21 protein-coding genes and 1 pseudogene are annotated in these 24,222 nt (G+C 59.3%); 11 read left to right on the top strand and 11 right to left on the bottom strand.

Features of this window, described 5'->3' with window-relative positions:
- Positions 1 to 557: 557 nt before the first annotated feature.
- Positions 558 to 896 (bottom strand): annotated as a pseudogene (locus tag AC13QE_RS12070) (substrate-binding domain-containing protein); the annotation flags it as partial.
- 183 nt (positions 897 to 1,079) lie between these two features.
- Here AC13QE_RS12070 and AC13QE_RS12065 point away from each other — a divergent pair.
- The 3 genes from AC13QE_RS12065 (at position 1,080) to AC13QE_RS12055 (ending at position 3,962) form a co-directional block, all read left to right on the top strand.
- Positions 1,080 to 1,367, top strand: a complete 288-nt coding sequence (locus tag AC13QE_RS12065; protein WP_488483850.1) for a hypothetical protein — start codon at positions 1,080 to 1,082, stop codon at positions 1,365 to 1,367.
- Between the two features lie 382 nt (positions 1,368 to 1,749).
- Positions 1,750 to 2,580: a tryptophan 2,3-dioxygenase gene (gene kynA / locus AC13QE_RS12060; RefSeq protein WP_488483849.1), complete on the top strand. Its 831-nt coding sequence runs from the start codon at positions 1,750 to 1,752 to the stop codon at positions 2,578 to 2,580.
- Between the two features lie 518 nt (positions 2,581 to 3,098).
- Positions 3,099 to 3,962, top strand: a complete 864-nt coding sequence (locus tag AC13QE_RS12055) for an alpha/beta fold hydrolase (RefSeq protein ID WP_488483848.1) — start codon at positions 3,099 to 3,101, stop codon at positions 3,960 to 3,962.
- A gap of 15 nt (positions 3,963 to 3,977) precedes the next feature.
- On the opposite strand, the gene AC13QE_RS12050 is transcribed toward AC13QE_RS12055, so the two are convergent.
- Positions 3,978 to 4,901, bottom strand: a complete 924-nt coding sequence (locus tag AC13QE_RS12050; protein ID WP_488483847.1) for a response regulator — start codon at positions 4,899 to 4,901, stop codon at positions 3,978 to 3,980.
- The gene (locus tag AC13QE_RS12045) at positions 4,894 to 8,283 is read right to left on the bottom strand and encodes a hybrid sensor histidine kinase/response regulator (protein WP_488483846.1); all 3,390 of its coding nucleotides are present in this window, start codon (positions 8,281 to 8,283) and stop codon (positions 4,894 to 4,896) included. Before AC13QE_RS12045 ends, AC13QE_RS12050 begins: the two co-directional genes overlap by 8 nt.
- Before the next feature lie 230 nt (positions 8,284 to 8,513).
- Here AC13QE_RS12045 and urtA point away from each other — a divergent pair, with 230 nt between their 5' ends.
- The 7 genes from urtA to AC13QE_RS12010 all read left to right on the top strand — a co-directional run bounded on the left by urtA (position 8,514) and on the right by AC13QE_RS12010 (position 15,048).
- The gene (gene urtA, locus AC13QE_RS12040) at positions 8,514 to 9,803 is read left to right on the top strand and encodes an urea ABC transporter substrate-binding protein (RefSeq protein ID WP_015343269.1); all 1,290 of its coding nucleotides are present in this window, start codon (positions 8,514 to 8,516) and stop codon (positions 9,801 to 9,803) included.
- Positions 9,804 to 9,870: 67 nt separating this feature from the next.
- On the top strand, positions 9,871 to 11,496 hold the full coding sequence (gene urtB, locus AC13QE_RS12035) for an urea ABC transporter permease subunit UrtB (protein WP_488483845.1): 1,626 nt from the start codon (positions 9,871 to 9,873) through the stop codon (positions 11,494 to 11,496).
- Positions 11,493 to 12,653 carry an urea ABC transporter permease subunit UrtC gene (gene urtC / locus AC13QE_RS12030; protein WP_488483844.1) on the top strand — a complete coding sequence of 387 codons (1,161 nt, stop codon included), beginning with the start codon at positions 11,493 to 11,495 and terminating at the stop codon, positions 12,651 to 12,653. The genes urtB and urtC overlap by 4 nt, the downstream gene beginning before the upstream one ends.
- Positions 12,654 to 12,657: 4 nt before the next feature.
- Positions 12,658 to 13,413 carry an urea ABC transporter ATP-binding protein UrtD gene (gene urtD, locus AC13QE_RS12025; RefSeq protein WP_488483843.1) on the top strand — a complete coding sequence of 252 codons (756 nt, stop codon included), beginning with the start codon at positions 12,658 to 12,660 and terminating at the stop codon, positions 13,411 to 13,413.
- A 1-nt stretch (position 13,414) separates the two neighbouring features.
- Positions 13,415 to 14,110, top strand: a complete 696-nt coding sequence (gene urtE, locus AC13QE_RS12020; RefSeq protein ID WP_132719509.1) for an urea ABC transporter ATP-binding subunit UrtE — start codon at positions 13,415 to 13,417, stop codon at positions 14,108 to 14,110.
- Positions 14,111 to 14,431: 321 nt separating this feature from the next.
- Positions 14,432 to 14,614 carry a metal-sensing transcriptional repressor gene (locus AC13QE_RS12015; protein WP_488483842.1) on the top strand — a complete coding sequence of 61 codons (183 nt, stop codon included), beginning with the start codon at positions 14,432 to 14,434 and terminating at the stop codon, positions 14,612 to 14,614.
- On the top strand, positions 14,611 to 15,048 hold the full coding sequence (locus tag AC13QE_RS12010; protein WP_488483841.1) for a YqaA family protein: 438 nt from the start codon (positions 14,611 to 14,613) through the stop codon (positions 15,046 to 15,048). The genes AC13QE_RS12015 and AC13QE_RS12010 overlap by 4 nt, the downstream gene beginning before the upstream one ends.
- Positions 15,049 to 15,103: 55 nt before the next feature.
- Here the strand turns inward: AC13QE_RS12010 and AC13QE_RS12005 are convergent, their stop codons facing one another.
- The 7 genes from AC13QE_RS12005 to AC13QE_RS11975 form a co-directional block, all read right to left on the bottom strand.
- Positions 15,104 to 15,601, bottom strand: coding sequence for a BON domain-containing protein (locus tag AC13QE_RS12005; RefSeq protein WP_488483840.1), 498 nt, complete (start codon positions 15,599 to 15,601; stop codon positions 15,104 to 15,106).
- 339 nt (positions 15,602 to 15,940) lie between these two features.
- On the bottom strand, positions 15,941 to 16,522 hold the full coding sequence (locus AC13QE_RS12000) for an NAD(P)H-dependent oxidoreductase (RefSeq protein WP_488483839.1): 582 nt from the start codon (positions 16,520 to 16,522) through the stop codon (positions 15,941 to 15,943).
- The gene (locus tag AC13QE_RS11995) at positions 16,519 to 17,928 is read right to left on the bottom strand and encodes an FAD-binding oxidoreductase (RefSeq protein WP_488483838.1); all 1,410 of its coding nucleotides are present in this window, start codon (positions 17,926 to 17,928) and stop codon (positions 16,519 to 16,521) included. The genes AC13QE_RS12000 and AC13QE_RS11995 overlap by 4 nt, the downstream gene beginning before the upstream one ends.
- Position 17,929: 1 nt before the next feature.
- Positions 17,930 to 19,243, bottom strand: coding sequence for a cytosine deaminase (locus AC13QE_RS11990; protein WP_488483837.1), 1,314 nt, complete (start codon positions 19,241 to 19,243; stop codon positions 17,930 to 17,932).
- Entirely contained in the window at positions 19,243 to 20,112 is an 870-nt protein-coding gene (locus AC13QE_RS11985) for an ABC transporter permease (protein ID WP_488483836.1), read from the bottom strand. The genes AC13QE_RS11990 and AC13QE_RS11985 overlap by 1 nt, the downstream gene beginning before the upstream one ends.
- On the bottom strand, positions 20,109 to 20,933 hold the full coding sequence (locus AC13QE_RS11980; RefSeq protein WP_112608964.1) for an ABC transporter ATP-binding protein: 825 nt from the start codon (positions 20,931 to 20,933) through the stop codon (positions 20,109 to 20,111). The genes AC13QE_RS11985 and AC13QE_RS11980 overlap by 4 nt, the downstream gene beginning before the upstream one ends.
- A gap of 238 nt (positions 20,934 to 21,171) precedes the next feature.
- Complete coding sequence (locus tag AC13QE_RS11975) at positions 21,172 to 22,188, bottom strand: ABC transporter substrate-binding protein (protein WP_488483835.1); 1,017 nt, start codon at positions 22,186 to 22,188, stop codon at positions 21,172 to 21,174.
- A 184-nt stretch (positions 22,189 to 22,372) separates the two neighbouring features.
- On the opposite strand from AC13QE_RS11975, the gene AC13QE_RS11970 reads away from it, so the two are divergent.
- Positions 22,373 to 23,341 carry a LysR family transcriptional regulator gene (locus AC13QE_RS11970; RefSeq protein WP_488483834.1) on the top strand — a complete coding sequence of 323 codons (969 nt, stop codon included), beginning with the start codon at positions 22,373 to 22,375 and terminating at the stop codon, positions 23,339 to 23,341.
- Here the strand turns inward: AC13QE_RS11970 and AC13QE_RS11965 are convergent.
- The gene (locus tag AC13QE_RS11965) at positions 23,329 to 24,126 is read right to left on the bottom strand and encodes a creatininase family protein (protein ID WP_488484096.1); all 798 of its coding nucleotides are present in this window, start codon (positions 24,124 to 24,126) and stop codon (positions 23,329 to 23,331) included. The two genes, AC13QE_RS11970 and AC13QE_RS11965, sit on opposite strands and share 13 nt — an antisense overlap.
- Between the last annotated feature and the right edge of the window lie 96 nt (positions 24,127 to 24,222).

Below are 24,222 nucleotides of genomic sequence, written 5' to 3'. Positions count from 1 at the left end.
TTGCCAAGCGACCTATCGAGGCTTCCGGATCGATTCCGGCCAAACTTGGGCAGTTCGAGGCTGATAAGGCAGTGATCGATCACGTGTTTGAAACAATCGGCCATGTTTCTCGAAATATTGAACTATGGCCGCTTCGAGGGATGCAAAATTTTCGTCGTTCATTAGGTAAGGCTGGCCTGGATCGCGGAGAGCCGGTCAGGGGCCGTAAACGTAATCTTGGGCAGGACTTCGGTTGGTCAACCCTATGCTTACACTATGCAATTAGCGAAAGATTCCAGAGCCTTCAGACATCCATGCACTGCGGTATTGCGTACATTTTTCGCTTTTGCTTCGTTTTTTTCTATTTATGGTAGAAGAATTTATTTATGCGCCTTATGCGATGTTTCGATCGCACGAACGTTTGTTGCATTGCCGGATCATGAAAATGCACGGAACTGATGATGGCTGCCCGCGCGGGACAGTTGCGCGTTCTCGCGGAAAGGCGGGCGGGGCATGTCCGACGGCCATGCAAGTTCATCCTTGCTGCTTCATGGCGTTGGTTCTAACCCTATCAACTGCTAGAGAACGATGGATCGCTTCGACTTCCTGGGGATGAGTGTCGGGGCCGACACCCGAATGCGATCATCCGGCGGTATAGCCTCGCCTCCCAACAAATCGAGCGCATTTTCAGCAATCTGCTCGAAGGGCACTCGCAAGGTGGTCAGCGGCGTGGAAAGATGGCCGACGCTCGGAATATCGTTGTAGCCGACCAGCGAGACGTCGCCCCGTACCGAGAGACCCATACGCATCAGGCCCGATAATGCACCGATGGCTGTGTTGTCGTTTACCGCAAATATTGCTGTCGGCGCCTGCGGCAGATGCATGATTTTCTCGGCGGCTTCCGCTCCGGATTCAATTTTGCTGCTCGGCGCACTTGTCACCGTCGTATTCGCCGTGAAAACCAAAGGCCGGACGCTCGAAGAACTCTCTCCGTAATCCAGCCGCATTACCTGTTCCTTCTGATGAACGCGGGAGCTGCAGGCATTCATGCTCCATTCAGCCGTCTGGCTTCAGGATGATGGCACGGATGGAGGTTCGCTATGAAAATCTTTAACAATCTGCTTGCTGCATTTCTGGCTGTCGGCCTGTTGATCGGTGCGGGTGCTGCGTCGGCTGCACCGATGACGAACATGACGAAGCCAGAGGTCCAATCATCTGTTCAAACGGTCCGTTATCATCATGGTCGCCACTGGCACGGGCCGCGACATCACCGGCATCACCACTGGAAATCGCACCGCAGCTATCGGAGCCATTACTGGCGCGGCCATCATTATGGTTGGTACAAGCATCGTCACCACCACCGCCATCACCGCTACTATCGCTGGTGATCGCAGCTCGACGGAGTGGTAGTCTCATGACCAAATCGTCGCGCAACCTAAAGCCGAGCACCGGCGATATCGCCTGAACCGGCTCTGGAAGGCACTGCAGTTCGAAGGCATGAGGGCGTCTGCGACAGCAGGCGCCCTTGTCGCATGGATTTGCAAAGTCTGATGGTTGGTTGCCGGGCGGGTACAAGCCCGAGTTCAGATTGCGGGCAAGGGTAACCTCAAACACCTTGCAAAACCTGCCCGGTGTTCGCCGCACATGTGCTAGAAGCAACGTCGCGCCTGCCGATTCACGAACAAAATTGTACAATGGCACCGGCAACGACGCTTCGCTTCATATCGGGAGGTCCTCCCGAATTTCATGTCCGGGAGGAGGAATGCCAGAATGACCGATGATCCCTCGAAAGATGGTGCCGAGATGGATTTCCGGCAGCGCATGTCTTACGGCGACTATTTGCAGATCGATCGGATTCTGACGGCACAGCTCCCGCTCTCATCGGCGCATGATGAAATGCTCTTCATCATCCAGCATCAGACGTCCGAATTGTGGATGAAACTTGCGCTATACGAGATCCAGGCGGCGAGGAGGATGATCGCGGCCGATCAAACGCAGGAAGCGTTGAAAATGCTATCCCGTGTGGCTCGGATTTTCGAGCAGCTGAATTCCGCATGGGATGTCTTGAGGACCATGACGCCATCGGAATATACGCGCTTCCGCGACGATCTCGGCCAGTCTTCCGGCTTCCAGTCATGGCAATACCGGCTGATCGAATATGCGGCCGGAAACCGGAATCTCGCAATGTTGAAGCCGCACGAACATCGGCCTGATATTCTGGAGATGCTGGAAGCCGAACTTGCGCGTCCCTCGCTCTATGATGAAGTGTTGCGCCGGCTGGCGCGCACCGGCCTGCCTGTGCCGCAGGAGGTGCTGAAGCGGGACTTGCGTCAGGCATGGCAATTCGACGAGGGTGTTATGGCCGTTTGGGTGACGGTCTATCGCGACCCGTCGCGATACTGGGAAGCCTATGAGGTTGGCGAGAAGCTGGTCGACTTCGAAGACTATTTCCGGCGCTGGCGCTTCAACCATGTTACCACGGTCGAGCGCGTGATCGGTTTCAAGCGCGGCACAGGCGGAACAGCCGGGACCTCGTATCTGAAGCGGATGCTGGAGGTGGAACTCTTCCCGGAATTGTGGCGCGTGCGCACTGAACTTTAGCGTGGCTGAAAGCCTGACCGGCGTTGTCGAAGCGTGCAGCTTCACGTCGTGCATGGTTGTTGCCTATGCACGTGGCCTGCGACCATCGCCCAATTTTCAAAAGGTAAGCAGGTCGATCTGTGCTCCGCTATCGCAGGAGTCATGTGCCATTCCCATAGAGCAACAAACACGATTTCCATCCTCATCTCGCTTGGGAACAATTTCGATGCACTGTGGTTTGACAGCCCGAGGGGAGAGTAACGCCGGCCCCTCCAGCTCACAGCTTGCTGGTGAGCTACTTCCTGAGGCGCGTCACGAACTCGGCGATGCCGCTCCCTTGCCGAGCTGAGTTCGTGACGTGTCTACTTCCATTGGCAATTTAAAGTAGAATTAATTGCTCGAGCTTCGCCTTGATATGAAAGGTCGCCGTTCGACCGAATCGGAGTTTTCCGCGGAAAATTGGCGTGACGGGTAAAGTTGGAACAATCCGATGCCGCAAACGTAAGGAGCAAGGAGCGAATATTCGAGGGAGGCGGGATTTGTTCAGCGGAATGACACTGGATTATATCGACGTCGGTCCCGGCCTTTTACGCGTTCGCCACGGCGGCAACGGGCCGCCATTGCTGTTGCTGCACGGCCATCCGCGAACGCATATGACTTGGGGCCATGTCGCAGACCTCTTGTCTCCTCACTTCACGATTGTTTGCCCTGACCTCAGGGGATTTGGGCAGTCTTTCCAGCCCGTTGACAGCGAGGATAGCCGTTATTCTTCGAAACGGGCGAAGGCGCTGGACTGTGTAGCGCTGATGCAGGCTTTAGGGCATCGGACTTTTGCCGTGGCGGGTCATGACCGCGGCAGCTACGTGGCATTCCGCCTTGCCCTCGATCATCCCGAGATCGTCACCAAGGTCGCCGTAATCGACAGCATTCCGATCATCGAGCATCTCGAACGGATGGATTGGCGCTTTGCGCGTGACTGGTACCATTGGTTCTTCTTCGCGCAGCCGGAAAAGCCCGAGCAGGCCATCAATACCGACCCTCGGGCCTGGTACACCCGCATTCACCCTGATTTCATGGGGGAAGAGGCCTATGGCGATCTGCTGGCGGCGATCCACGATCCGGCGGTCGTCCATGGGATGATCGAGGATTATCGGGCAGGATTGACCGTTGATCGGGAAGATGAACTGCAGGACCGCCTTGCCGGTAAACGGATCGCATGCCCGTTGCTTTGCCTTTGGTCGACGAAAGACGATCTGGAATACTTCTTCGGCGATCCGAGGGAAATCTGGCGCTTATGGGCGGTGAATGTCACCGGTCACGGTATCGAAAGCGGTCACCATGTCGCGGAAGAAAATCCGGTCGATCTTGCAAACTCGCTCCAGCGTTTTTTGAGCGAGGAATGAAAAACTGGCCGCGGCTTAAGCTTCATGCAGGACGTGGGCGGCCCTCACCGCTGCCGATGCCCGGTTTTCGACGCCGAGCTTTACATAGATCTGCTCGAGATGCTTGTTCACGGTGCGGGCGGAAAGGCCGAGGATTTCGCCGATATCGCGGTTGGATTTGCCCTTAGCGAGCCACAGCAACACTTCGGATTCGCGCTGGGTCAGCGCAAAATGCCGGCGCAGGGCTTCGTCGTCGGCACGCTGGCTGGTGGCCGTCAGGCGAAAGAGATATTCGTCGGCGCCGATGGCACCGAGAAAGGTGAATTGCAGCGCCGCCTGGCCGCCATTGTTCATCGAAAGAAGATTGTCGCGAGCAGGGCCGAGCCGCTCGCGCTCCAGCATGAAGGCGGCGATATGTTTCGAGGCGAGCTCAAGGCCGTCGTCGCTGCCTGTGGCGGCATTGATCAGGCGGGTTGCCTGGGGCGTCGACCAATGGATGGCGCCATTGCCCTTGACCGCCAGGAGATGGCGGCCCGCGGCATCGAGCGCCACCCTGGCGCTTTGAGCCGAGCGGGCATTGCGCAGGTGGACCCGGATGCGGGCGCGCAGTTCGTCGATATTGATCGGCTTGGTGAGATAATCGACGCCCCCCGATTCCAGTGCGTGCACCACATGCTCGGTTTCGGTGAGCCCGGTCATGAAGACGACCGGAATCTGGGCGATGCCGGCATTTGCTTTCAGCCGGCGGCAAGTTTCGAAACCATCCATGACAGGCATGACGGCATCGAGCAGGATGAGATCGGGGGTGATGCGCTCGACGATGTTGAGCGCCGCTAAACCCGAGGTGGCGATCAGCACGGAAAAGCCGGATTGCTCGAGCGCGTCGGTCAGAAAACCGAGCGCCTCCGGTGAATCGTCCACCAGCAGGACTATGTCGCGGGGAAGGGCAGGCTCAGCCAATCTGTTCTACCTTTTCAGTGTCGAAGCTGCGCAGCACCTTCAGGAAACCGTCGAGATCGAAAGCCTGGACATGGGCGCGCAAGGCATCGATGAAGGGTTTGTTTTCTTCAAGTTTCGCAAGATCCGCAAGCTTTGCTTCGATTCCCCTGACATAACCGATCTCGCCGAGCCGCAGCAATTCGCGGACATGCTCGATCCCAGGGCTTTTCAGGGGCGGTGGCGGCTTCGGCGCGGTCGGGATAGAAGCATCGGCATAGATCCATTTCAGCCCGAGATGCAGCGCGAGCTTGTCGCGAAGCTGACGGATGTCGAGCGGTTTGGAGATGGCGTCGTTATGGCTGTCGTCGCTGTCGGTCGCCGCAGCAGCGTCACCGATATTGGCGGACAGCATCAGGATCGGCGCCGTCTGGCCGTTTTCCCTGAGCCGTGAGACGAGCTGCCACCCGTTCATGCCGGGCATGGAAATATCGACCAGGAACAGATCCGGCTTGATCCCCTCGATCAGCGTCAGGCAGTCCGGCCCGCCGGCGGCGGTGAGCACGATGAAATCGAGTGGCGACAGTATCTCGCGCATCAGTTCGCGATGATCCTCATTGTCGTCCACGACGACGATGGTGCGGCGTGGACCTTCGTAGCCGACGATACGCTGCTCCTGTGCCGGCGGCTTCATCGGCCGGATCACCGCAGATAGCATTAAGCGTACCCTGAAGGTCGAGCCCACGTCTTTCTCGCTTGAGACCGAAATCTCGCCACCGAGCGTGTTCGTCAGCAATTGTGTGATGGTGAGACCAAGGCCGAGGCCTGGCATTGGTCTGATGCTGTCGGCTTCGCCGCGCTGGAAGGGCTCGTAGATACGGGTAATGTCCTTTGCCGCAATGCCGCGGCCGGTGTCGGAAACGGTAAAGGTCGCGACCTGATTGCGGTAACCCACCTCGAAGCGGACGGTTCCGGCATCGGTGAACTTGATGGCGTTGGAGAGCAGGTTGACGAGGATCTGGCGCAGCCGCTTCTCGTCGGTGCGGACATAGTCGGGCAAGGCGGCGGCGCGCTCGTGGACGAAAGCCAGCCCCTTTGCCTGTGCCTGCGGATGGAACATGTCGATGATTTGATCGAGAAAATCCTGGATATTGATCTCGTTGGAATAGACCTGCAGGCGGCCCGCCTCGATCTTCGAAATATCGAGCAGCCCGTCGATCAGGCCGGAAAGATGCTCGGCGCTGCGGCGGATGACCTTCAGCGAGGATTGTCGGGGTGCCGGAATGGTCTCGTCTCGCTCCAGGATCTGCGCGTAACCGAGGACCGCATTGAGCGGCGTGCGCAATTCGTGGCTGAGGCCCACGACATAGCGGCTCTTGGCGCGGTTTGCCGCCTCTGCCGCCTCCTTGGCACCCTGCAGGGCAGCGTCCGTTTTCTTGTGGGCGGCAATTTCCTTCAAAAGCAGCGTGTTCTGGCGCGAGGATTCCTCTTCGGCGACCACGCGGCTGTCATGGGCAAGCACATAGAACCAGCATGCGACGCCCGCGATGACGGCAAAGACGAAGAAGACGATGAGGATGGTGCGGTCGACCACGGCAGCGGTCTCGGGAGAGGCGGCGCCGACCTGATGCGCGATCATTGCAAGAATAGCGCCCATGGCGGTCAGCGCCAAGACAACGGCAATTCCATAGCGGCCGAGGCGCGTCGCGAGCCTTGCGACGATGCTTTCCGGCAGCAAGGTTTTTGCGACGGTGGCGACCTGCGTGTTGAGCCGGGCCTTCGGCTTGCACATGTCGTGGCAGCGGCTGTCGAGCGAACAGCAGAGCGAGCAGATCGGCGCGGCATAGGCCGGACACCAGGCCATGTCCTCCGGCTCGAACGGGTGCTCGCAGACGGAGCAGGTGATGGTGGTCAGGTTCTTCCAGCTCTGCCGCGGCTTGCGCGCGAGATAATATTTGCCCTTGGTGATCCAGGCGATAGCAGGTGACGCGCTGAGCGCGACGATCAGGGTGATATAGGGCGCAAGCGAGGCGGCAATCGAACCGAAGGCGCCGAAATGCGCGATGAGAGCGATGGTTGCCGAAAGCGCCATTGCGCCCAGGCCGACCGGATTGATGTCGTAGAGATGCGCGCGTTTGAACTCGATGCCGGGAGGTGCAAGCCCGAGCGGCTTGTTGATGAAAAGATCGGCTGAGACGGTGCAGAGCCAGGCCATGGCGATGATCGAGAAAATGCCGAGCGTCTCCTCCAGCAGCCGATAGATGCCGAGCTCCATCAATAAGAGCGCGATGGCGACATTGAAGACCAGCCAGATAACGCGGCCTGGATGGCTATGCGTCAGCCGCGAAAAGAAGTTCGACCAGGCGAGCGAGCCGGCATAGGCGTTCATGACGTTGATCTTCAGCTGCGAGATCATCACGAAGGCGGCCATCAACAGCAATGCCGCATTGTGCCATGGGATCATGTAGCCGAAGGCGGTCAGATACATCTGTGCGGGATCGGCAGCACGGTCGGCCGGCACGCCTGACGTCAGAGTCAAGACGACAAGGAAGGAGCCGGCGAGCAGCTTCGGCGCCCCGATGATGACCCATCCGGGTCCGGCGAGGAAGATGGCCAGGCGATGGCGCCATTTGCGGTGACCCTCCGGCGGCAGGAAGCGCAGGAAGTCGGCCTGTTCGCCGATCTGCGACATCAGCGCCAGGATGACGGCGGAAGCGGCGCCGAATTCCACCAGGTCGAAAGGAGCGGAGCTGCCCGGCGCGCTTGCTGGATGATGAATGCCGGCAAAGGCCCGCCAGAGGTCGAATTTTTCCCAATCGGCAAAGGCGATGAAGACGAAGGGCAGGATGTTGAGAACGATCCAGAAGGGCTGCGTCAGCAACTGGAACCGGCTGATGAGGCGCACGCCGTGGGTGACGAGAGGGATCACCATGACGGCGCTGATGATATAGCCGATCCAAACGGGTATGCCGAGTGTCAGCTCCAGTGCTCCGGACATAATCGAGGCTTCGATCGCAAACAGCATGAAGGTGAAGCTGGCATAGATCAGCGAGGTGATGGTCGAGCCGATATAGCCGAAGCTCGCTCCGCGCGTCAGAAGATCGATATCGACGCCGTGGCGGATGGCATAGCGGCTGATCGGCAGGCCGACTGCAAGCATGGCGAGGCTTGCGACGATGATGGCGTAGAAGGCGTTGGTGGTGCCGTAGGAGAGCGTGATCGTGCCGCCGATCGCCTCCAGCGCCAGGAAGGAAATGGCGCCGATCGCGGTTTGCGAGATGCGTTGTGAAGAAAACTGGCGGGCGCTCTTGGCGGTGAAACGCAAGGCGTAGTCTTCCAGCGTCTGGTTTGCGACCCAGCGATTATATTCGCGTCTTACCGGAATGATGCGTTGCCGCGCAGCCATGCTTACCCTTCAGCAGTCCCGCCATCGTCACCTTGGCGGTCCGATGACGTCGTAACATGGATCGATGCCGTGCTTAAGGGCGTCGGAGTGCTCAAAGCTGCACATTTCGCCCCGGCGTCTACGTCATTTTACGTATGTGGTTTCCTGAGGGCGCGCCGGATAGTCGCGGAAGGCAGCGGCTAATCCTTGTTTACCGGCCGTTGCGGCAGACAAAAAGAGGGGAACCACGGATGAAATTCAAGACTCTCGTCTCCGGCGCGCTGCTCGGCGCCATCATGTCCACCACAGCATTCCACGGCGCTTTCGCAGCCGACGACACCATCAAGGTCGGCGTCCTGCATTCGCTGTCCGGCACCATGGCGATCTCGGAAACGACGCTGAAGGATGCGATGCTGATGCTCATCGACGAGCAGAACAAGAAGGGCGGCGTTCTCGGCAAGAAGCTCGAGCCCGTCGTCGTCGACCCGGCCTCCGACTGGCCGCTCTTTGCCGAAAAGGCGCGCGAACTGATCCAGAAGGACAAGGTCTCGGCCGTATTCGGCTGCTGGACCTCCGTGTCGCGCAAGTCGGTACTGCCGGTCTTCAAGGAACTGAATTCGATCCTGTTCTATCCGGTGCAGTTCGAAGGCGAAGAGTCCGAGCGTAACGTCTTCTACACCGGCGCCGCCCCGAACCAGCAGGCAATTCCCGCCGTCGACTATCTCATGAAGAACGAAGGCGTACAGCGCTGGGTGCTTGAAGGCACCGACTATGTCTATCCGCGCACGACCAACAAGATCCTCGAAGCCTATCTGAAGTCCAAGGGCGTCAAGGACGAAGACATCATCATCAACTACACGCCGTTCGGCTTCTCGGACTGGCAGACGGAAGTCTCCAAGATCAAGGCTTTCGGCGCGGCCGGCAAGAAGACCGCCGTCGTCTCCACCATCAACGGCGATGCCAACGTTCCCTTCTACAAAGAACTGGGCAACCAGGGCGTTAAGGCCGAGGATATCCCGGTCGTCGCCTTCTCGGTCGGCGAAGAAGAGCTTGCCGGTGTCGACACCAAGCCGCTTGTCGGCCATCTTGCCGCCTGGAACTACTTCCAGTCCGTCGACACGCCCGCCAACGCTGCCTTCATCAAGGAATGGCATGCCTATACCAAGAACGACAAGCGTGTGACCAACGACCCGATGGAAGCCGCCTATATCGGCTTCAACATGTGGGTGAAGGCTGTCGAGAAGGCCGGCACGACCGATCCGGACAAGGTGATCGACGCGCTCGTCGGCGTCGCGGTGCCGAACCTCACCGGCGGCACCGCCACCATGATGCCGAACCACTACATCACTAAGCCGGTCCTGATCGGCGAAGTGCAGGAAAACGGCCAGTTCGACGTCGTTTCGCAGACCCCCGCCGTGGTCGGCAAAGAATGGTCCGACTATCTGCCTGACAGCAAGGACCTGATCTCGGATTGGCGTATGCCGATGAACTGCGGCAACTTCAACGTCACCACCGGTAAGTGCGGCGGCAAGGGCTCCTGATATCAGCCGACGCAAGATCGCCGCGGGCAGGCTTTTCTGGCCGCGGCAGCTTGAGGGGACTAGCGCAATGTTCGACAAATTCGTTTACCGCATCGCCCTGGCGCTGGTCGCCGGCTTCTGCCTGATGCTGGCGCTGACGGCGACAAGCCTGCGCGCCCAGGAAGACACCCACGGCCTCATCAATTCCCTCGGCCAGGCCAATTTCCAGAAGGCCGGCGATATCGTCCAAAGCCTTGCGAAGTCAGGCGATCCCAAGGTCGTGCCGGCATTGCAGGCCTTTTCCGACGGTGATCTTTATATAAGAAAATCCGACAATCAGGTGTTTATCGCCAAATCCTCCGGCGACATGATGGATCTGGTGGATCCTTTGACCGGGCAAGCGGCCGGTCAGGAAGCCAAGGACAATCTCGGCAAGATCAAGATCAACAACAATCTGCGCCGTGCCGTTCGCGCGGCTCTCGGCAGTCTGACGCTGATGAGCCCGGATCGTGCGACGCGCCTGGAGGCGGCGCAATCCATTCTGAAGGCACCGAGTGCGGATTCGCTTGACGCCGTCGAGACGGCGCTGCAGAGCGAGAAGGACGCGGACATTCGCGGTGTGCTTGAACGCGCAAGGGCGGTTGCCGTGCTTAGCTCGGACCGTCCGATCGAAGATAAAAAGGCGGCGATCGAGACGATCAAGAACGAAGGCGGCCGCGATGCCATCGGCATTCTCTCATCGGTTTCCGTCGACGATAGCCTGAAACCCGCTGTGGCTGCCGCCATTGCCGGCATCCAGGATCAACTGAAGTTCTGGGATGCGGTGCAGAACGTCTGGTACGGCCTGTCGCTCGGCTCCGTCCTGCTGCTGGCCGCCATCGGCCTTGCGATTACCTTCGGTGTCATGGGCATCATCAACATGGCGCATGGCGAGATGGTGATGCTCGGCGCTTATTCGACCTTCGTCGTTCAAAGCATCATCCGCACCTCCTATCCCCAGCTATTCGACTGGTCGCTGGCGATTGCCCTGCCGGTCGCCTTCGTCGTCACCGGCGCCGTCGGTCTCGTCATCGAGCGCGGCGTTATCCGCTTCCTCTATGGCCGCCCGCTCGAAACGCTGCTCGCTACCTGGGGCATTTCGCTGATCTTGCAGCAAGCGGTGCGCTCGATCTTTGGGCCGACCAATCAGGAAGTCGGCAACCCCTCCTGGATGTCGGGTTCGTTCGACCTCGGCTATCTCTCGATCACCTGGAACCGGCTCTGGATCATCGTGTTTTCGCTCGCTGTCTTCGTGGCACTCCTGCTTCTCCTCAAGCGCTCGGCCTTTGGATTGCAAATGCGGGCGGTGACGCAGAACCGGCGCATGGCGTCTTCGATGGGGATCCGCACCTCCTGGGTCGACGCCTTCACCTTTGCGCTGGGGTCCGGCATCGCCGGCATGGCGGGTGTGGCACTCTCGCAGATCGACAATGTCTCGCCGAACCTCGGCCAGGGCTACATCATCGACAGCTTCATGGTCGTGGTGTTCGGCGGCGTCGGCAATCTCTGGGGAACGCTCGTCGGCGCCTTCTCGCTCGGCATTCTCAACAAGTTCCTCGAGCCCTATGCGGGGGCGGTGCTCGGCAAGATCCTCGTCCTCGTCCTCATCATACTCTTCATCCAGAAACGTCCGCGCGGCCTCTTCGCGCTCAAGGGAAGGGCGGTGGAAGCATGATCACGGCCTTCATCCTTCGTTCGCTCGACCGCCGGATCAGCATCGCCATCGCGATCCTGCTTGCCGTGGCGGTGCTGGTGCCGCTGTCGAACCTGGCTCTGCCGGAAACGAGTGCGTTGCATGTGCCGACCTATCTCATGTCGCTCTTCGGCAAGTACCTGACCTATGCGCTGCTCGCCTTGGCGCTCGATCTGGTCTGGGGCTATTGCGGCATTCTCTCGCTCGGCCACGGCGCCTTCTTTGCGCTCGGCGGCTATGCGATGGGCATGTATCTGATGCGTCAGATCGGTTCGCGTGGCACCTACGGCAATCCGATCCTGCCCGACTTCATGGTCTTCCTGAATTGGAAGGAATTGCCGTGGTTCTGGTACGGCTTCGATCATTTCTGGTTCGCCATGCTGATGGTTCTCGCAGCACCCGGCCTGCTTGCCTTCGTCTTTGGCTGGTTTGCCTTCCGCTCGCGCGTCAACGGCGTTTATCTGTCGATCATCACGCAGGCGATGACCTATGCGCTGCTGCTTGCATTCTTCCGCAACGACATGGGTTTCGGCGGCAATAACGGCCTGACCGACTTCAAGGATATTCTCGGCTTCAATATCCAGGCCGATGGCACGCGTGCCGTGCTGTTCGCTATTACGGCCGTGTTCCTGGCGCTGGCATTGATGCTGTCTTCGGCCATCGTGCGTTCGAAGTTCGGCAAGGTGCTTGTGGGCGTGCGCGACGCCGAAAGCCGTACGCGCTTTCTCGGCTATCGTGTCGAGCATATGAAGCTCTTCGTCTTCGTCGTATCGGCCATGATGGCCGGTATTGCCGGCGCGCTCTACGTGCCGCAGATCGGCATCATCAATCCCGGCGAGTTTGCTCCTGCCAATTCGATCGAAGTGGTCATCTGGACGGCCGTCGGCGGCAGAGCGACTCTGATCGGTCCGATCATCGGCGCTATCCTCGTCAATGGCGGCAAGACTGTTTTCACCGGCCTGTTTCCCGATTTCTGGCTGTTTGCGCTTGGCGGCCTATTCGTGGCCGTGACGTTGTTCCTGCCGAGGGGCATCGTTGGCACCATCGCGCACTATTTCGGCAAGACACGCCGGCCGGCAAGCCCGCCGCCCAAGGCCGCGAAGGATGAAGCCCAAAAGTCCGTGCAGGCTGCGGAGTAGGACCATGATCCCGGATATCAAACCCAACAGCATGCTCTACCTCAACAACGTCTCCGTCTCCTTCGACGGATTCAAGGCTTTAAACTCGCTGTCGATCGTCATCGAGCCAGGCGAGCTCCGCGCAATCATCGGTCCGAACGGCGCCGGCAAGACGACGATGATGGATATCATCACCGGCAAGACCCGGCCCGACGAGGGCGAGGTATTCTTCAACGGCCAGGTCGATCTGACGAAGAAGGACGAGGCTGACATCGCCCAGCTCGGCATCGGTCGCAAATTTCAGAAGCCGACTGTCTTTGAAAGCCATACCGTCTGGGACAATCTTGAACTGGCGCTAAATCGGAACCGCGGCGTCTTTTCCACGCTCTTTTACCGCCTGATGCCTATCGATCGCGATCGTATCGAAGAAATCCTCGAGACGGTGCGGCTTTCGCATCGGCGCGACGAGCTGGCGGCCAATCTTTCCCACGGCCAGAAGCAGTGGCTGGAGATCGGCATGCTGCTCGCGCAGGAACCGAAGCTGCTTCTGGTCGATGAACCGGTGGCGGGCATGACGGATGCCGAGACGGCGGAAACCGCCGTGCTCTTGAAGGAAATCGCCAAGACGCGTTCGGTCGTGGTGGTCGAGCATGACATGGGCTTCATCCGCGATCTCGGCGTCAAGGTGACGTGCCTGGCGGAGGGATCGGTTCTGGCGGAAGGCTCCATTGATTTCGTCAGCAGCGATCCGAAGGTGATCGAGAATTATCTGGGGCGGTGAGATGCTGACAGTCGAAAACGCAAATCTGCATTATGGCGCCGCTCAGGCGCTGCGCGGCATCTCCGTCAAGGCGGAGATGGGCAAGATCACCTGCGTGCTTGGGCGCAATGGCGTCGGCAAGAGCTCGCTCTTGCGCGCTGTCACCGGGCAGCATGCCTTGTCGGCCGGCACCGTTGCCTTCAACGGCGTAACGCTGAACGGCATGGCGCCGTTTGCGCGCGCCAAGCAGGGGATTGGCTATGTGCCGCAGGGACGCGAGATCTTTCCGCTTTTGACCGTGAAGGAAAATCTCGAGACCGGTTATGCGCCGCTCTCACGTCGTGACCGCAATATTCCGGATGACATTTACAGCCTGTTTCCCGTATTGAAATCCATGCTGTCGCGCCGTGGCGGCGACCTTTCGGGCGGACAGCAGCAGCAACTGGCGATCGGCCGGGCGATGGTGACGCGGCCGAAGATCCTGGTTTTGGACGAGCCGACCGAGGGTATCCAGCCGTCGATCATCAAGGATATCGGCCGGGCGATCCGTTATCTCAGGGATTCCACCGGCATGGCGATCCTGCTGGTCGAGCAATATCTCGATTTCTGCCGCGAGCTTGCCGACTACGTCTACATCATGGATCGCGGTGAGATCGTTCATGAGGGGCTGGCTGAAACGCTGGATACAGCGGAGGCTCGCAGGCATCTGACCGTTTGAATAACTGTCTCAGGTTCATTCATCTGAAGCGAGGCGTTGAGAAGGCGATACTACAGTCTAACCCTTGAGAGCTAGGCAGCCGAATTCGCAAAGTGATCCGCAGGCCCGCAGGATCCCAGAAACGGTCGATCGAACCTCTCAACTCTCGTGCCGTCATGCGTTCGAGGTGCGGCCCAAATCCTTTGGGCGCTTGCGGTGATTGAACGGACGACCCGCCCTTCTCGGCGTACCAAACTCCAATTCAAACCCCTCGACCCCTGGTCAAGTGCGCGACCAGACCGACGTTGACAATCATGCTCTCTTGCGGGGATACAGAGCGTCATGACGGAACACACTCGCGCTACCCATCCAAAGGCGGTCATGCGGCTCAAGCGCCCCGAAGACCACGTGAATAGCGTCACCAGTATGCTCGGAGGCGGCAAGGCGTGTCTTGACATTGCTCGGCAATTATCGGTGGCCGACCGACGAATTCAACACCATTACGAAATACTTCCGGCGGCATGACCGACCTATTGGCTTATTTCGGATTGTTCATGGCAGCCTTCGGTGCCGCAACGATCCTGCCGCTGCAATCGGAGGCGGTGCTTGCTGGCCTGCTTCTGACCGGAAGATACTCCGCGCTCTGGCTGGTGGTTACCGCCGGGGTCGGCAATATTCTCGGTTCGCTCGTCAATTGGATGCTGGGAAGGGGGATCGAACGATTTCGACAGCGCCGTTGGTTCCCTGTTGGTCAGGATACCCTCGATCGTGCGCAGGCATGGTACCGAAAATATGGAAAATGGTCTCTGCTTGCGAGCTGGGTGCCCATCGTCGGAGACCCGATAACGGTGGTCGCCGGCGTTCTGCGCGAGCCATTGCCAACCTTCCTGCTGCTGGTGACGATTGCTAAGCTCGGGCGTTACGTCATCGTGGCGCTGGCCACGATGAATCTGGCATGACATCTGACGAACGGATGTCGGCCGCCCGCCATCGTTGCCGTCCGGCTCCAACTCGCTATTCCTCATCGGGCATATGAGAATCGACGCCAAGCGTTTCGAGGTTGTTATGTACGCCCACGACACCCGGAACCGTCAGAACGATCTCCTCGAGCTTGCGCGCCAACGAAATCGTCTCGACGCGCCCCTCCAGCGTGATAATCCCGTGGACGCAATGCACTTCGATGTTGTCGCTCACGACTTTGCCGCTCTCTTCGAGCCGCTCGGTGATCTGTGCCTCCAACTCGTCGTCGTCAATTCTGCTGGCTGGCAAAGGAGCGACCGTATCCACCCTATCCTCGCGACCTGACGCGTCGGCGGTATCTAAGGTGAATCCTGTACTCGGATCTTCGTCGAAATTGGCCGGTGTGTCGCCGTAGGGAGTATTGTCGGGATGGCTTTCCAACGGATTGCCATCGACATCCGAATAGGGCCAGCCATCTCGAATTTCCCGATCCTCGTAATCGCGATAGTCTTCTTCGCGAGACAACGGGTTTGGTTTATGTGGCGGTGCCATGTTGACCTCCTTACAGCCACCTATCATCTGGAATGATCTAACAGCAGCAATGGGGAAATGTTCCCTTCGCTTGGCCGACGCAGGTCTTCGATCGACCCAATTCGTCGTGGCATCTGGCCGTTTGTGAAGTTTCGCGGCAGGTTGTCGCTCAGTCGGCAGCTAAAGGGGCGTCCGTTGAAATCGCGATCTGCCTTCCGGCAGGGAGTGAATACGAATGCCGATGGCTTGGGAATCTGATATCGAACGCCGTATTTCGTGGTCCTGGGTGTCCGCGAACCTGACCGCTACTTCCGACAGAAGTGCTTGCACGTTCGCGATCCGACGAAAGACGGAAATGCTCTAGAACCGTTCCATCTCTTGACCGACCTTCGTCAGAAATCGGCTACGGGACATGTCGGTCGAGCGGTTCATGTCGTAGTGAGCAAGGAAGACGACCGGGGCGAAGGGTTTGATCTGAGCGCGTAGCACGCGCTTGACGATCTTCTTCGGCGGATTGCCGGCGACGAAGGCGCGAAACGGATCGGCGCCATAGGTCAAGACAGCGCCAAGCTTACGGATATGCTGCAGCTTTGAGCGCACCTTGCCGTCGACGAGTTCGAAGGAGACGCCCGGGAGCCAGACCCTGTCGAAATAGCCTTTGAGAATGGCCGGAAAGCCGAAGTTCCAGACCGGCGTGACGATCACCAAAGCCTCGGCGCGTGCCAGCCGCTCGACATAGGATTTGACCGCCTCGGTATTGTCCGGATAATCATGGTAGATCACGCGGTCGCGACGCGATAGCACGGGATCGAAGCCTTCTGCGTAAAGATTGCAATCGTCCACCTCGTGGCCGGCACTCTTCAGGCTTTCGATGGTTTTCCGGTGCAGCGCTGCACCATAGCTTTCCTCGACTGGATGGGAATGAAGGACCAGAACCTTCATGAAGCCTCCATCAGCGCCGCAAGGCCGGGGAAGAGATAGTTCTTGCCGGATTTGAAGTCGAAATTCGGGTCGTCCCAGGCGATCATTTTGCCGGGATTGAGCAGGCCCTTCGGGTCGGTTTCCTTCTTGAAGGCAAGCTGGACCGCATCCGTCTGCTTCATGCCGCCTTCCTCCAGCGTATAGCGATGCGGATTGAAGATCGGGCAGCCGTGATCCTGGTGAATCCTGATGATCTCCTCGAGCCGAGCCTCGGAGGTATAGCGAACCAGCGGCAGGCCCGAGCATTGGATCTGACCGTCGAACTTGATGAATTCGAGATGGCCGGGCACCTCGTCGCCGAAGATTTCCACCATCTTCTGGACCTTGGCGACATGATCCGGCCCCGGATACTGCACCTGCAGATAGGTGATCGACGGATCGACCTTCAGGGCGCGCAATGTGGTGTGGTTCCAGGCAAGCTCATAGGCATGCGGAATGCCTTTCATGCTCTCGACCTTGTCGGAGCGGAAGGTGATTTCGCCCTTCTGCTGCATGGTGAAGGCGACGAAAGGATCCATCGAATGCGGCGCGATCATCAGCGCCACGATCGATTGCCCCTGACGGATGTAGGGCTTATGGCGGGTGAAATAATCTTGCGGGATGGGGGCGGCGATAGGCGCGATTTCTTTGACCAGAATGCCGTTGCACTTGGCGAGCGCGTCGGAAAAGCGCACGGCATCCATGAAGTCGTCATAGCCGACCAGCACGTCGATCCAATCATAGGCCGGCGCCAGCGGCATTTCGATTTCGGTGATGATGCCATTGGTGCCGTAGGCATGGCTGACTTTGGTCAGATCCCAGCCAGTGAGATCGAGCGTGCGAGGCTCCGCCTCCATCGTCACGACGCGCAGGCGCAGGATGTTGCCGAGATCGCGCAGGCCGCCCCAGGTGATCGAGCCGACACCGCCCGAGCCGCCGGCGATGAAGCCACCGATGGTCGCCGTCTGAGCGGTCGAGGGATGGAAGCGCAGTTCCTGACCCGAATGGGCCTTGGTCTGCCGGTCGAGCTCGGCAATGATGATGCCGGGCTCGCAGATGACGCGACCGGGATGGATCTCCTTGATCCTGTTCATGGCGGCAAGGTTGAGCACGATGCCGCCGGAAAGCGGCATGGCCTGGCCGTAATTGCCGGTGCCGGCGCCGCGCGGCGTGACGGGGACGTCATGCGCATAGGCGACCTTCATCGTCCGGATCACCTCTTCTTCGGTCTTCGGCGTGACGACGAGATCGGCCGTGACGTTGTCGAGCTGCGCCTTCAGGATCGGCGAATACCAGTAGAAGTCACGGCTCTTCTGGCGCACGAGCGCCGGATTGTCTTCGACGGCGATGCCTTCGAGTTCTTTCTTGATGCGCTGATAATCCGGCATGTCAGGCTCCAATGACGCTGTCGAGTTCACGATAATCCGGCAGGCTGCGATCGATCACCTTGCCCTTGCGAAGGACGACGCGATCGGACTGCGGACGAGAGAGGAATTCGCTCCAGCGCCGCGCGCTGAAAAGCACGAGGTCGGCCGGGCTGCCGACGGCGATCCGCCCGATATCCGGGCGGCCAAGTATCTCTGCGGGCGAGGTGGTGATGACCCTTGCAGCCGTATCCAGCGGATGGTCGAGATGCAGGATGCGCACCGCTTCCCGGAACACTTCGACCGGATCGAGATCGCCATAGGCGTAGAAGGGGTCGCGCGTATTGTCGGAGGCCACGGCTGTCGGAACACCGGCGGCGGCAAGCTCGTGCAGAAGCGTGACGCCGCGCCAGCGTGGTGTACGGCCGGCATGGCGGTCCTGCAGGTACATGTTGCACATCGGCAGCGAAACGATGGAGATCCCGGCCTTGGCAACGAGATCGATGGTGTTGCGCGCAACATCCTCGTCCTGCTGGGCAAGCGAGCAGCAATGGCCGGCGGTGACCTTGCCCTGGTAGCCATTTCGCAACACGGCTTCAGCAATCGCCTTCAGTGTCAGCACCTGCCTGTCTTCGGTCTCATCCACGTGCAGGTCGACATCAAGGCCGTTGTCGGCGGCGGCACGGAAGAGCTTATCAAGTTGAGCATCCAGATCGGGGTTCATCTGGGTGACACCGCCCATCAACCCGCCTGCCTCGCGCACGACGTGAAGCAGGTCGGCGAAAAAGGCATCATCGACCATGTTGTCGAGCGGAAAGAGGGCGACAGCCTGCAGCGCGATCTTGCTCTTCCAGGACTCGCGGACCGAGGTGAAAACCTCGAAGGAAATGCGGTGCTGCGGCGCCAGCGAATCCAGATGAGTGCGGATCAGGCCGGTGCCATGCGCGTAAGCCGAGCGCAGCGAGAATTCCATGCGCTTGCGCACGTCCTCGGCCGACCAGTTGGCCTCGCGGTCGGCACGCACGGCATCGAGCGCACCCATGAAACTGCCGTCGGGGTTAGAGCGCCGCTCCCATATATGGCCCTTATCGAGATGGGTATGCATGTCGGCGAAAGTCGGCCAGACCATACCTTCCTTCATGTCGACTTTGGCATATTCGACTGGCGCGGTGCCAGGCGCCAGAATACCGCTGACGAGACCGTCGGTGACGACGATATCAGCCTTGACGAGACCCTCGTTGCCAGGCGTCTTGGAGCCGGAAAGCGTCACGGCTGGGACGGTGGCATTGCTCAGCACGAAGCGGGCGGCGTTCGGCGGCGACATGAAGGCGTGTGACATCAGTTCTCCCGCTTGAGGCTGCTTTCATGCCAGCGATGCAGGCTCAGCCATGAGATGAAAGAGGTAAAGGCGAAGATTGCAACGCCAAGCGCCGATAGCAGCAGGAGTGCTGCAAAGAGACGCGGCATGTTCTGGCGGTATTGCGCCTCCAGCAGTCGAAAGGCGAGACCGGAGTTGGGGCCGCCCGAACCAGCAGCGAATTCGGCAACGACCGATGCGATCAGCGACAGGCCGCCGCCGATCCTCAGACCTGTCATGAAATAAGGCTGGGCGGCGGGCAGCTTCAGATGCAGCAAGGCCTGCCAGCGCGAGGCGCCATAGAGATCGAAGAGGTTGAGCAGGTTATGGTCGACGCTCTTCAATCCCTGCACCATGTTGGAGAGGATCGGAAAGAAGGCGACGAGGAAGCCGCAAATTAAGAGCGCTGCTTCGCGTGTCGGCGCATAGATCAGGATCAGCGGCGCAATCGCGACGATCGGCGTTACCTGAAGGATGACGGCCAGCGGATAGAAGGCGAGTTCGATCCAGCGGGACTGCACGAGGAAGATCGCGAAGCCGACGCCGCCGATCAGCGCCAGGATCAGCGATATGAAGGTGATCTCGGTCGTCACCCACAGAGCCGGCCAAAGGATGCCCCAGTCGGAAACGAGCGCCTTGGCGACGGCGACGGGGCTTGGCAGAATATATTGCGGAATGCCGGTGCCGACGACCAGAAGCTGCCACAGGATAAGAAGCGCAAGAACGGTCAGGATCGGCACGAAGATGCCGAGTGCGCGTTCGATACTGCGCTTCCTGGCCGCATCTGCCGCTGGCGCATCGGCCGATTCAACGGAAAGAGTGGCGGGCAGGCTGGTGCTGTCGCTCATCAATGGGCCTCCGGCCAGCCGATGGCCTCGATCAGGGAACGGGACACTTTTTCGCACACCTGCCGATATTCTTCCGACGAACGATAAAGCGGATCGCGTTCGCCGCTGGTTTTCAGCGGAAAATCGCTATGAACGCGGCCCGGTCGTGCCTTCATGACGACGATGCGATTGGAGAGATAGGCGGACTCATAGACCGAATGCGTGACGAAGATGACTGTAATGCCGGTCTTCTGCCAAAGGTTGAGAACGTCGTCGTTCAGTTTCTGTCGGGTAATTTCGTCGAGTGCCGCAAAGGGCTCGTCCATCAACAGCAGCTTCGGCTTCGTCACCAAGGCGCGGGCGATCGAAACGCGCATCTTCATGCCGCCGGACAATTCGCGCGGATAGGCTTGCGCAAAATCCTGGAGGCCGACCGTTGCCAGCGTTTCCATGATCTGGTCGTGAGCGGCCGCTTTCGAAATACCCCTGAGCTTCAATGGCAGATGGACATTGCCGAGCACCGTCTTCCAGGGAAGCAGCGTTGGCTCCTGGAAGACAAAGCTGATATCGCCCTCCGGCAGGCCCTTGGCGTTGATACGCGAACTCGGCCAATCGATCCTGCCACTGGAGGCACCACCAAGGCCTGCGATGATGCGCAAGGCCGTCGACTTGCCGCAACCGGAAGGGCCGAGCAGGCTGATGAACTCGCCGCTCTCCACATTGAGCGACATGCCCGACAGCGCCAGCGTGCCGTTGGAGAAGACCTTGGAGACCTGTTCCATGACGACAAGCGGCCGCTTGCGCATTTCCGCGGAGGGGACAGTGGTTGCTTTGGATAGGCTCATATCCGGTTCTCTGTCGAAATCAGCAATTGGGTTTGGAGCAAGAAGTGCCCATCACCCTAGCCCTCTCCCCGCTTGCGGGGAGAGGGGACGATCGTTTTCGTGGCACTCATTACAATCGCAACAGCCTGTGACGGCAGTTGCTGCTTTCGCGGTTCAGCGGATGGCGCTTCTTGCTCCGTCGCTCCCTCTCCCCGCAAGCGGGGAGAGGGCTGGGGTGAGTGGCTGCCTTGCGCCAATGTTACTTCTTCAGCGACATCCCGATGCCCTTGCAGACGAACTGCGTATCGAAGGCCTTCTTGTAGTCGATGTCGGCATCGAAAAGCTTGATCTGGACCATCTCGTCGAAGAACTTCTTGTAGTGGGCCTCGGTGAGGCAGCCGATGCCCTTGTCGAGGGCCTCGCCGGATTCGACGATGCCATATTCCTTCATCTTGGCGATGGAATAGGCGATCTGGCCATCCGTCATATCGGGATTGTCTTTCTTTATCAGCTCGTTGGCCGCCTTGTTGTCGCCGTAGAGATAATTGTACCAGCCCTCGATCGAGGCATTGACGAAACGTTGCACGAGATCCGGGTTCTTGTCGACCAGCGCCTTCTGCGCGGTGATCATCGTCGAATAGGGCGAGTAGCCGGCATCCGCGATCAGGAAGACCTTCGGCTTCCATCCGGCCTGCTTCTCGATCTCATAGGGCTCGGAGGTGACATAACCCTGCTGCGCGGACTGCTTGTCGGCGAGGAAGGGAGCGGGGCTGAAATTGTAGGGCTTGAACTGTTCGTCCTTGAAGCCCGGGAAGTTCGCCTTCATCCACTCGAAATAGGTGATGTAGCCGTCCTTGCTTAGGAACAACGTCGGCAACTTGGCCAGATCCTCGAATTTTTCCACGCCGGCATCCGGATGGGCGATCAGCACCTGCGGATCTTTCTGGAAGATCGCCGCGACGTCAACGATCGGAATGCCCTGCTTGACCGCATCAATCTCCTGCTGCGGGCCGCCCATGTAGAAATCCAGCTTGCCGGAGATCAGTAGGGCCGAATTGGCCGCATTGGGACCGCCCTGGACGATCGTGACATCAAGACCATATTTCTTGTAGGTGCCGTCGGCAACCGCCTGGTAGAAACCGCCGTGCTCGGCTTGCGCAAGCCAGTTCGTGCCGTAGCTGACTTTATCGAGCGCATTTGCAGGCTCGGCAGCCATAATCGCGGCGGCAAGCCCCATGGCGGCAAAGAATGTTTTTGTCTTCAAGGCTTTATACATGGCTGACTGTTCCCCTTATCTGCCATGGGACGTCGTGGTTGGCGCCCATTTCCTGCATTTGAGCGGTTGCTTCGCTCTTTGAAAAGCATCAAAATTCGTGCGCATTGATGCCTTTTCGGCATCTGTTCCCGGGTCTGTGCCTAAATTGTGCGGTCTGGGCAAAAATTAAGCAATGGGGACAGATATGCTGCACTCGCGACGGCTTCTCTATATCAATGAAATCGCCCGCTGCGGCTCGATCCGCAAGGCGGCGGCACGGCTCAATGTGGCCTCATCGGCCATCAACCGGCAGATCCTGTCACTGGAAGAGGAAATGGGGGCGCCGCTTTTCGAACGGCTGCCTCGCGGGCTCAGACTGACGGCGGCCGGCGAACTCTGTATCGAGCACATTCGCGAGGTTCTGAAGAATTACGAGCGGCTTGAGGGCCGCATTCGCAGTCTCAAGATGCAGCAGGCGGGCAAGGTTCGCATCGTCGCCACTGTCGGCCTGGCCTCAGGTCCGCTACCCGAGATCATCGCGCGTTTTCTTTCCGAGCATCCAAGGGTCTTCGTCCAGCTGCGCAACGATGCCGGATCGACGACGATGGCGCCGGTCGTCTCCGGAGAAGTGGATCTCGGGCTTGGCTTCAACATTCCGGCAACGCCTGGCATTCGCTCCCTTGCCAATTTCGATATACCGATCGGCGTCGTCCTGCCGCCCGGTCATCCGCTGATCGGGCCTGGTCCGATCAATCTCGCCGATGTCGTAGAGGAGCGGCTATTGCTTGCGCAGCCCGGGACGAGCCTGCGAGAGGTCATCAATCTGATGCTTTCGCGTCTTTCCGTACAGGTCGAACCTGTGCTGGAGAGCAATGCGTCGGAAATGCTGAAGCAGCTGGTAAAATGCGGGGCAGGGCTGACACTGCTCAACCCCCTTGATGTGCTGACCGAATGTCGCCGGGGAGAGCTGGTCTTCCGGCCGATCGCCGAGCCTCATTCGCGGCATCAACCGATGAAGCTCGTTGCCCGTGCACGAGCGCCGCTCGACGCCGCCACCAGCCTCTTCGTCGAATACCTGCTTGCCGAGCTTGCAGGGATGGTCGAGGAATTGCAGGCGAAGGGGCATATCATGCCGCCCTCCGAACGCCGCCGCACGGACGCCTATTTCGAATAGAGGTTGGCAAGCGGGTAATCGCGGAGATCACGCAGCATCTCGATGAAGCCAGCGATCTCGTGGCGGCAGATCAGCGCGCCCTTTTCCGCCGTGCCGTTGGCGGCATTGCCGACGACGCCGTTCGGATTGAGATCATGGGCGATCCAGGCGAGCGAATGCGGCGGCAAGGGCTGCAGATATTTGGAATGCTCCTTCATCCATTCGGCCTTGGAGGCGAAATTCTCAGCCTTATCCATGCGCACGAGTTCGGGCCGGAAATGCAGCATGAGCGACGTTTCGACATCGCCGCCGTGAATGCCGAAGCGGAGTTCATGTTCGTCGATCATGCCATCGGGCGTGCCGAAGCGTGTCCATTGCGTGGCGACGACGGCCATCTGGTAGCGCACGCGCAGTTCGCGCGCGACGATGCTCATAATATCCACGTTTCCGCCGTGGGAATTGACGATCACCATCTTGCGGATGCCAGCCTCGGCCACTTTCGCGCCAATGGCGGTCCAGACCGGGATCAGCAGCTCTGCGGGGAGCGACAGCGTGCCGGGACCATAGACATGTTCGTTGGCCTTGCCGATTTCCTGTAGCGGCAGCACGAGAAAATCGAGATCGTCCGGACGCTGCACCTTCAATTCCGCCAGCATGCCTTCAGCGATCGCGACATCCGTCGCGATGGGCAGATGCGGACCGTGCTGTTCCGTCGAGGCGATCGGCAGGATCGCGATCGTGGTGTCTGGCGAAAGCTCGGCGAAATCATGGGTATTGAGTTCGTTCCAATAGAAGGGCTTCGTCATTGCCATGTCCTCTCGTCGGCGCCTGGTTGCTCAACGGATACGGCAAGGATGGTAACGGTGGAAAGCATCAATTTGCGGCCGTGCCGCTGCCTTTTT

This window comes from Martinezella sp. CNPSo 3957, assembly GCF_057784395.1.
The sequence above is the reverse complement of the archived record's forward strand: the minus strand, read 5'-3'. Positions and strand labels throughout refer to the sequence as shown.

Excerpts from the sequence above, each read along its gene's own strand:
- AC13QE_RS12065 (WP_488483850.1), top strand. The coding sequence starts at position 1,080 with ATGAAAATCTTTAACAATCTGCTTGCTGCATTTCTGGCTGTCGGCCTG.
- kynA (WP_488483849.1), top strand. The coding sequence starts at position 1,750 with ATGACCGATGATCCCTCGAAAGATGGTGCCGAGATGGATTTCCGGCAG.
- AC13QE_RS12045 (WP_488483846.1), bottom strand. The coding sequence starts at position 8,283 with ATGGCTGCGCGGCAACGCATCATTCCGGTAAGACGCGAATATAATCGC.
- urtA (WP_015343269.1), top strand. The coding sequence starts at position 8,514 with ATGAAATTCAAGACTCTCGTCTCCGGCGCGCTGCTCGGCGCCATCATG.
- urtB (WP_488483845.1), top strand. The coding sequence starts at position 9,871 with ATGTTCGACAAATTCGTTTACCGCATCGCCCTGGCGCTGGTCGCCGGC.
- urtC (WP_488483844.1), top strand. The coding sequence starts at position 11,493 with ATGATCACGGCCTTCATCCTTCGTTCGCTCGACCGCCGGATCAGCATC.
- urtD (WP_488483843.1), top strand. The coding sequence starts at position 12,658 with ATGATCCCGGATATCAAACCCAACAGCATGCTCTACCTCAACAACGTC.
- urtE (WP_132719509.1), top strand. The coding sequence starts at position 13,415 with ATGCTGACAGTCGAAAACGCAAATCTGCATTATGGCGCCGCTCAGGCG.
- AC13QE_RS12015 (WP_488483842.1), top strand. The coding sequence starts at position 14,432 with ATGACGGAACACACTCGCGCTACCCATCCAAAGGCGGTCATGCGGCTC.
- AC13QE_RS12010 (WP_488483841.1), top strand. The coding sequence starts at position 14,611 with ATGACCGACCTATTGGCTTATTTCGGATTGTTCATGGCAGCCTTCGGT.
- AC13QE_RS12005 (WP_488483840.1), bottom strand. The coding sequence starts at position 15,601 with ATGGCACCGCCACATAAACCAAACCCGTTGTCTCGCGAAGAAGACTAT.
- AC13QE_RS12000 (WP_488483839.1), bottom strand. The coding sequence starts at position 16,522 with ATGAAGGTTCTGGTCCTTCATTCCCATCCAGTCGAGGAAAGCTATGGT.
- AC13QE_RS11995 (WP_488483838.1), bottom strand. The coding sequence starts at position 17,928 with ATGCCGGATTATCAGCGCATCAAGAAAGAACTCGAAGGCATCGCCGTC.
- AC13QE_RS11990 (WP_488483837.1), bottom strand. The coding sequence starts at position 19,243 with ATGTCACACGCCTTCATGTCGCCGCCGAACGCCGCCCGCTTCGTGCTG.
- AC13QE_RS11980 (WP_112608964.1), bottom strand. The coding sequence starts at position 20,933 with ATGAGCCTATCCAAAGCAACCACTGTCCCCTCCGCGGAAATGCGCAAG.
- AC13QE_RS11975 (WP_488483835.1), bottom strand. The coding sequence starts at position 22,188 with ATGTATAAAGCCTTGAAGACAAAAACATTCTTTGCCGCCATGGGGCTT.
- AC13QE_RS11970 (WP_488483834.1), top strand. The coding sequence starts at position 22,373 with ATGCTGCACTCGCGACGGCTTCTCTATATCAATGAAATCGCCCGCTGC.
- AC13QE_RS11965 (WP_488484096.1), bottom strand. The coding sequence starts at position 24,126 with ATGACGAAGCCCTTCTATTGGAACGAACTCAATACCCATGATTTCGCC.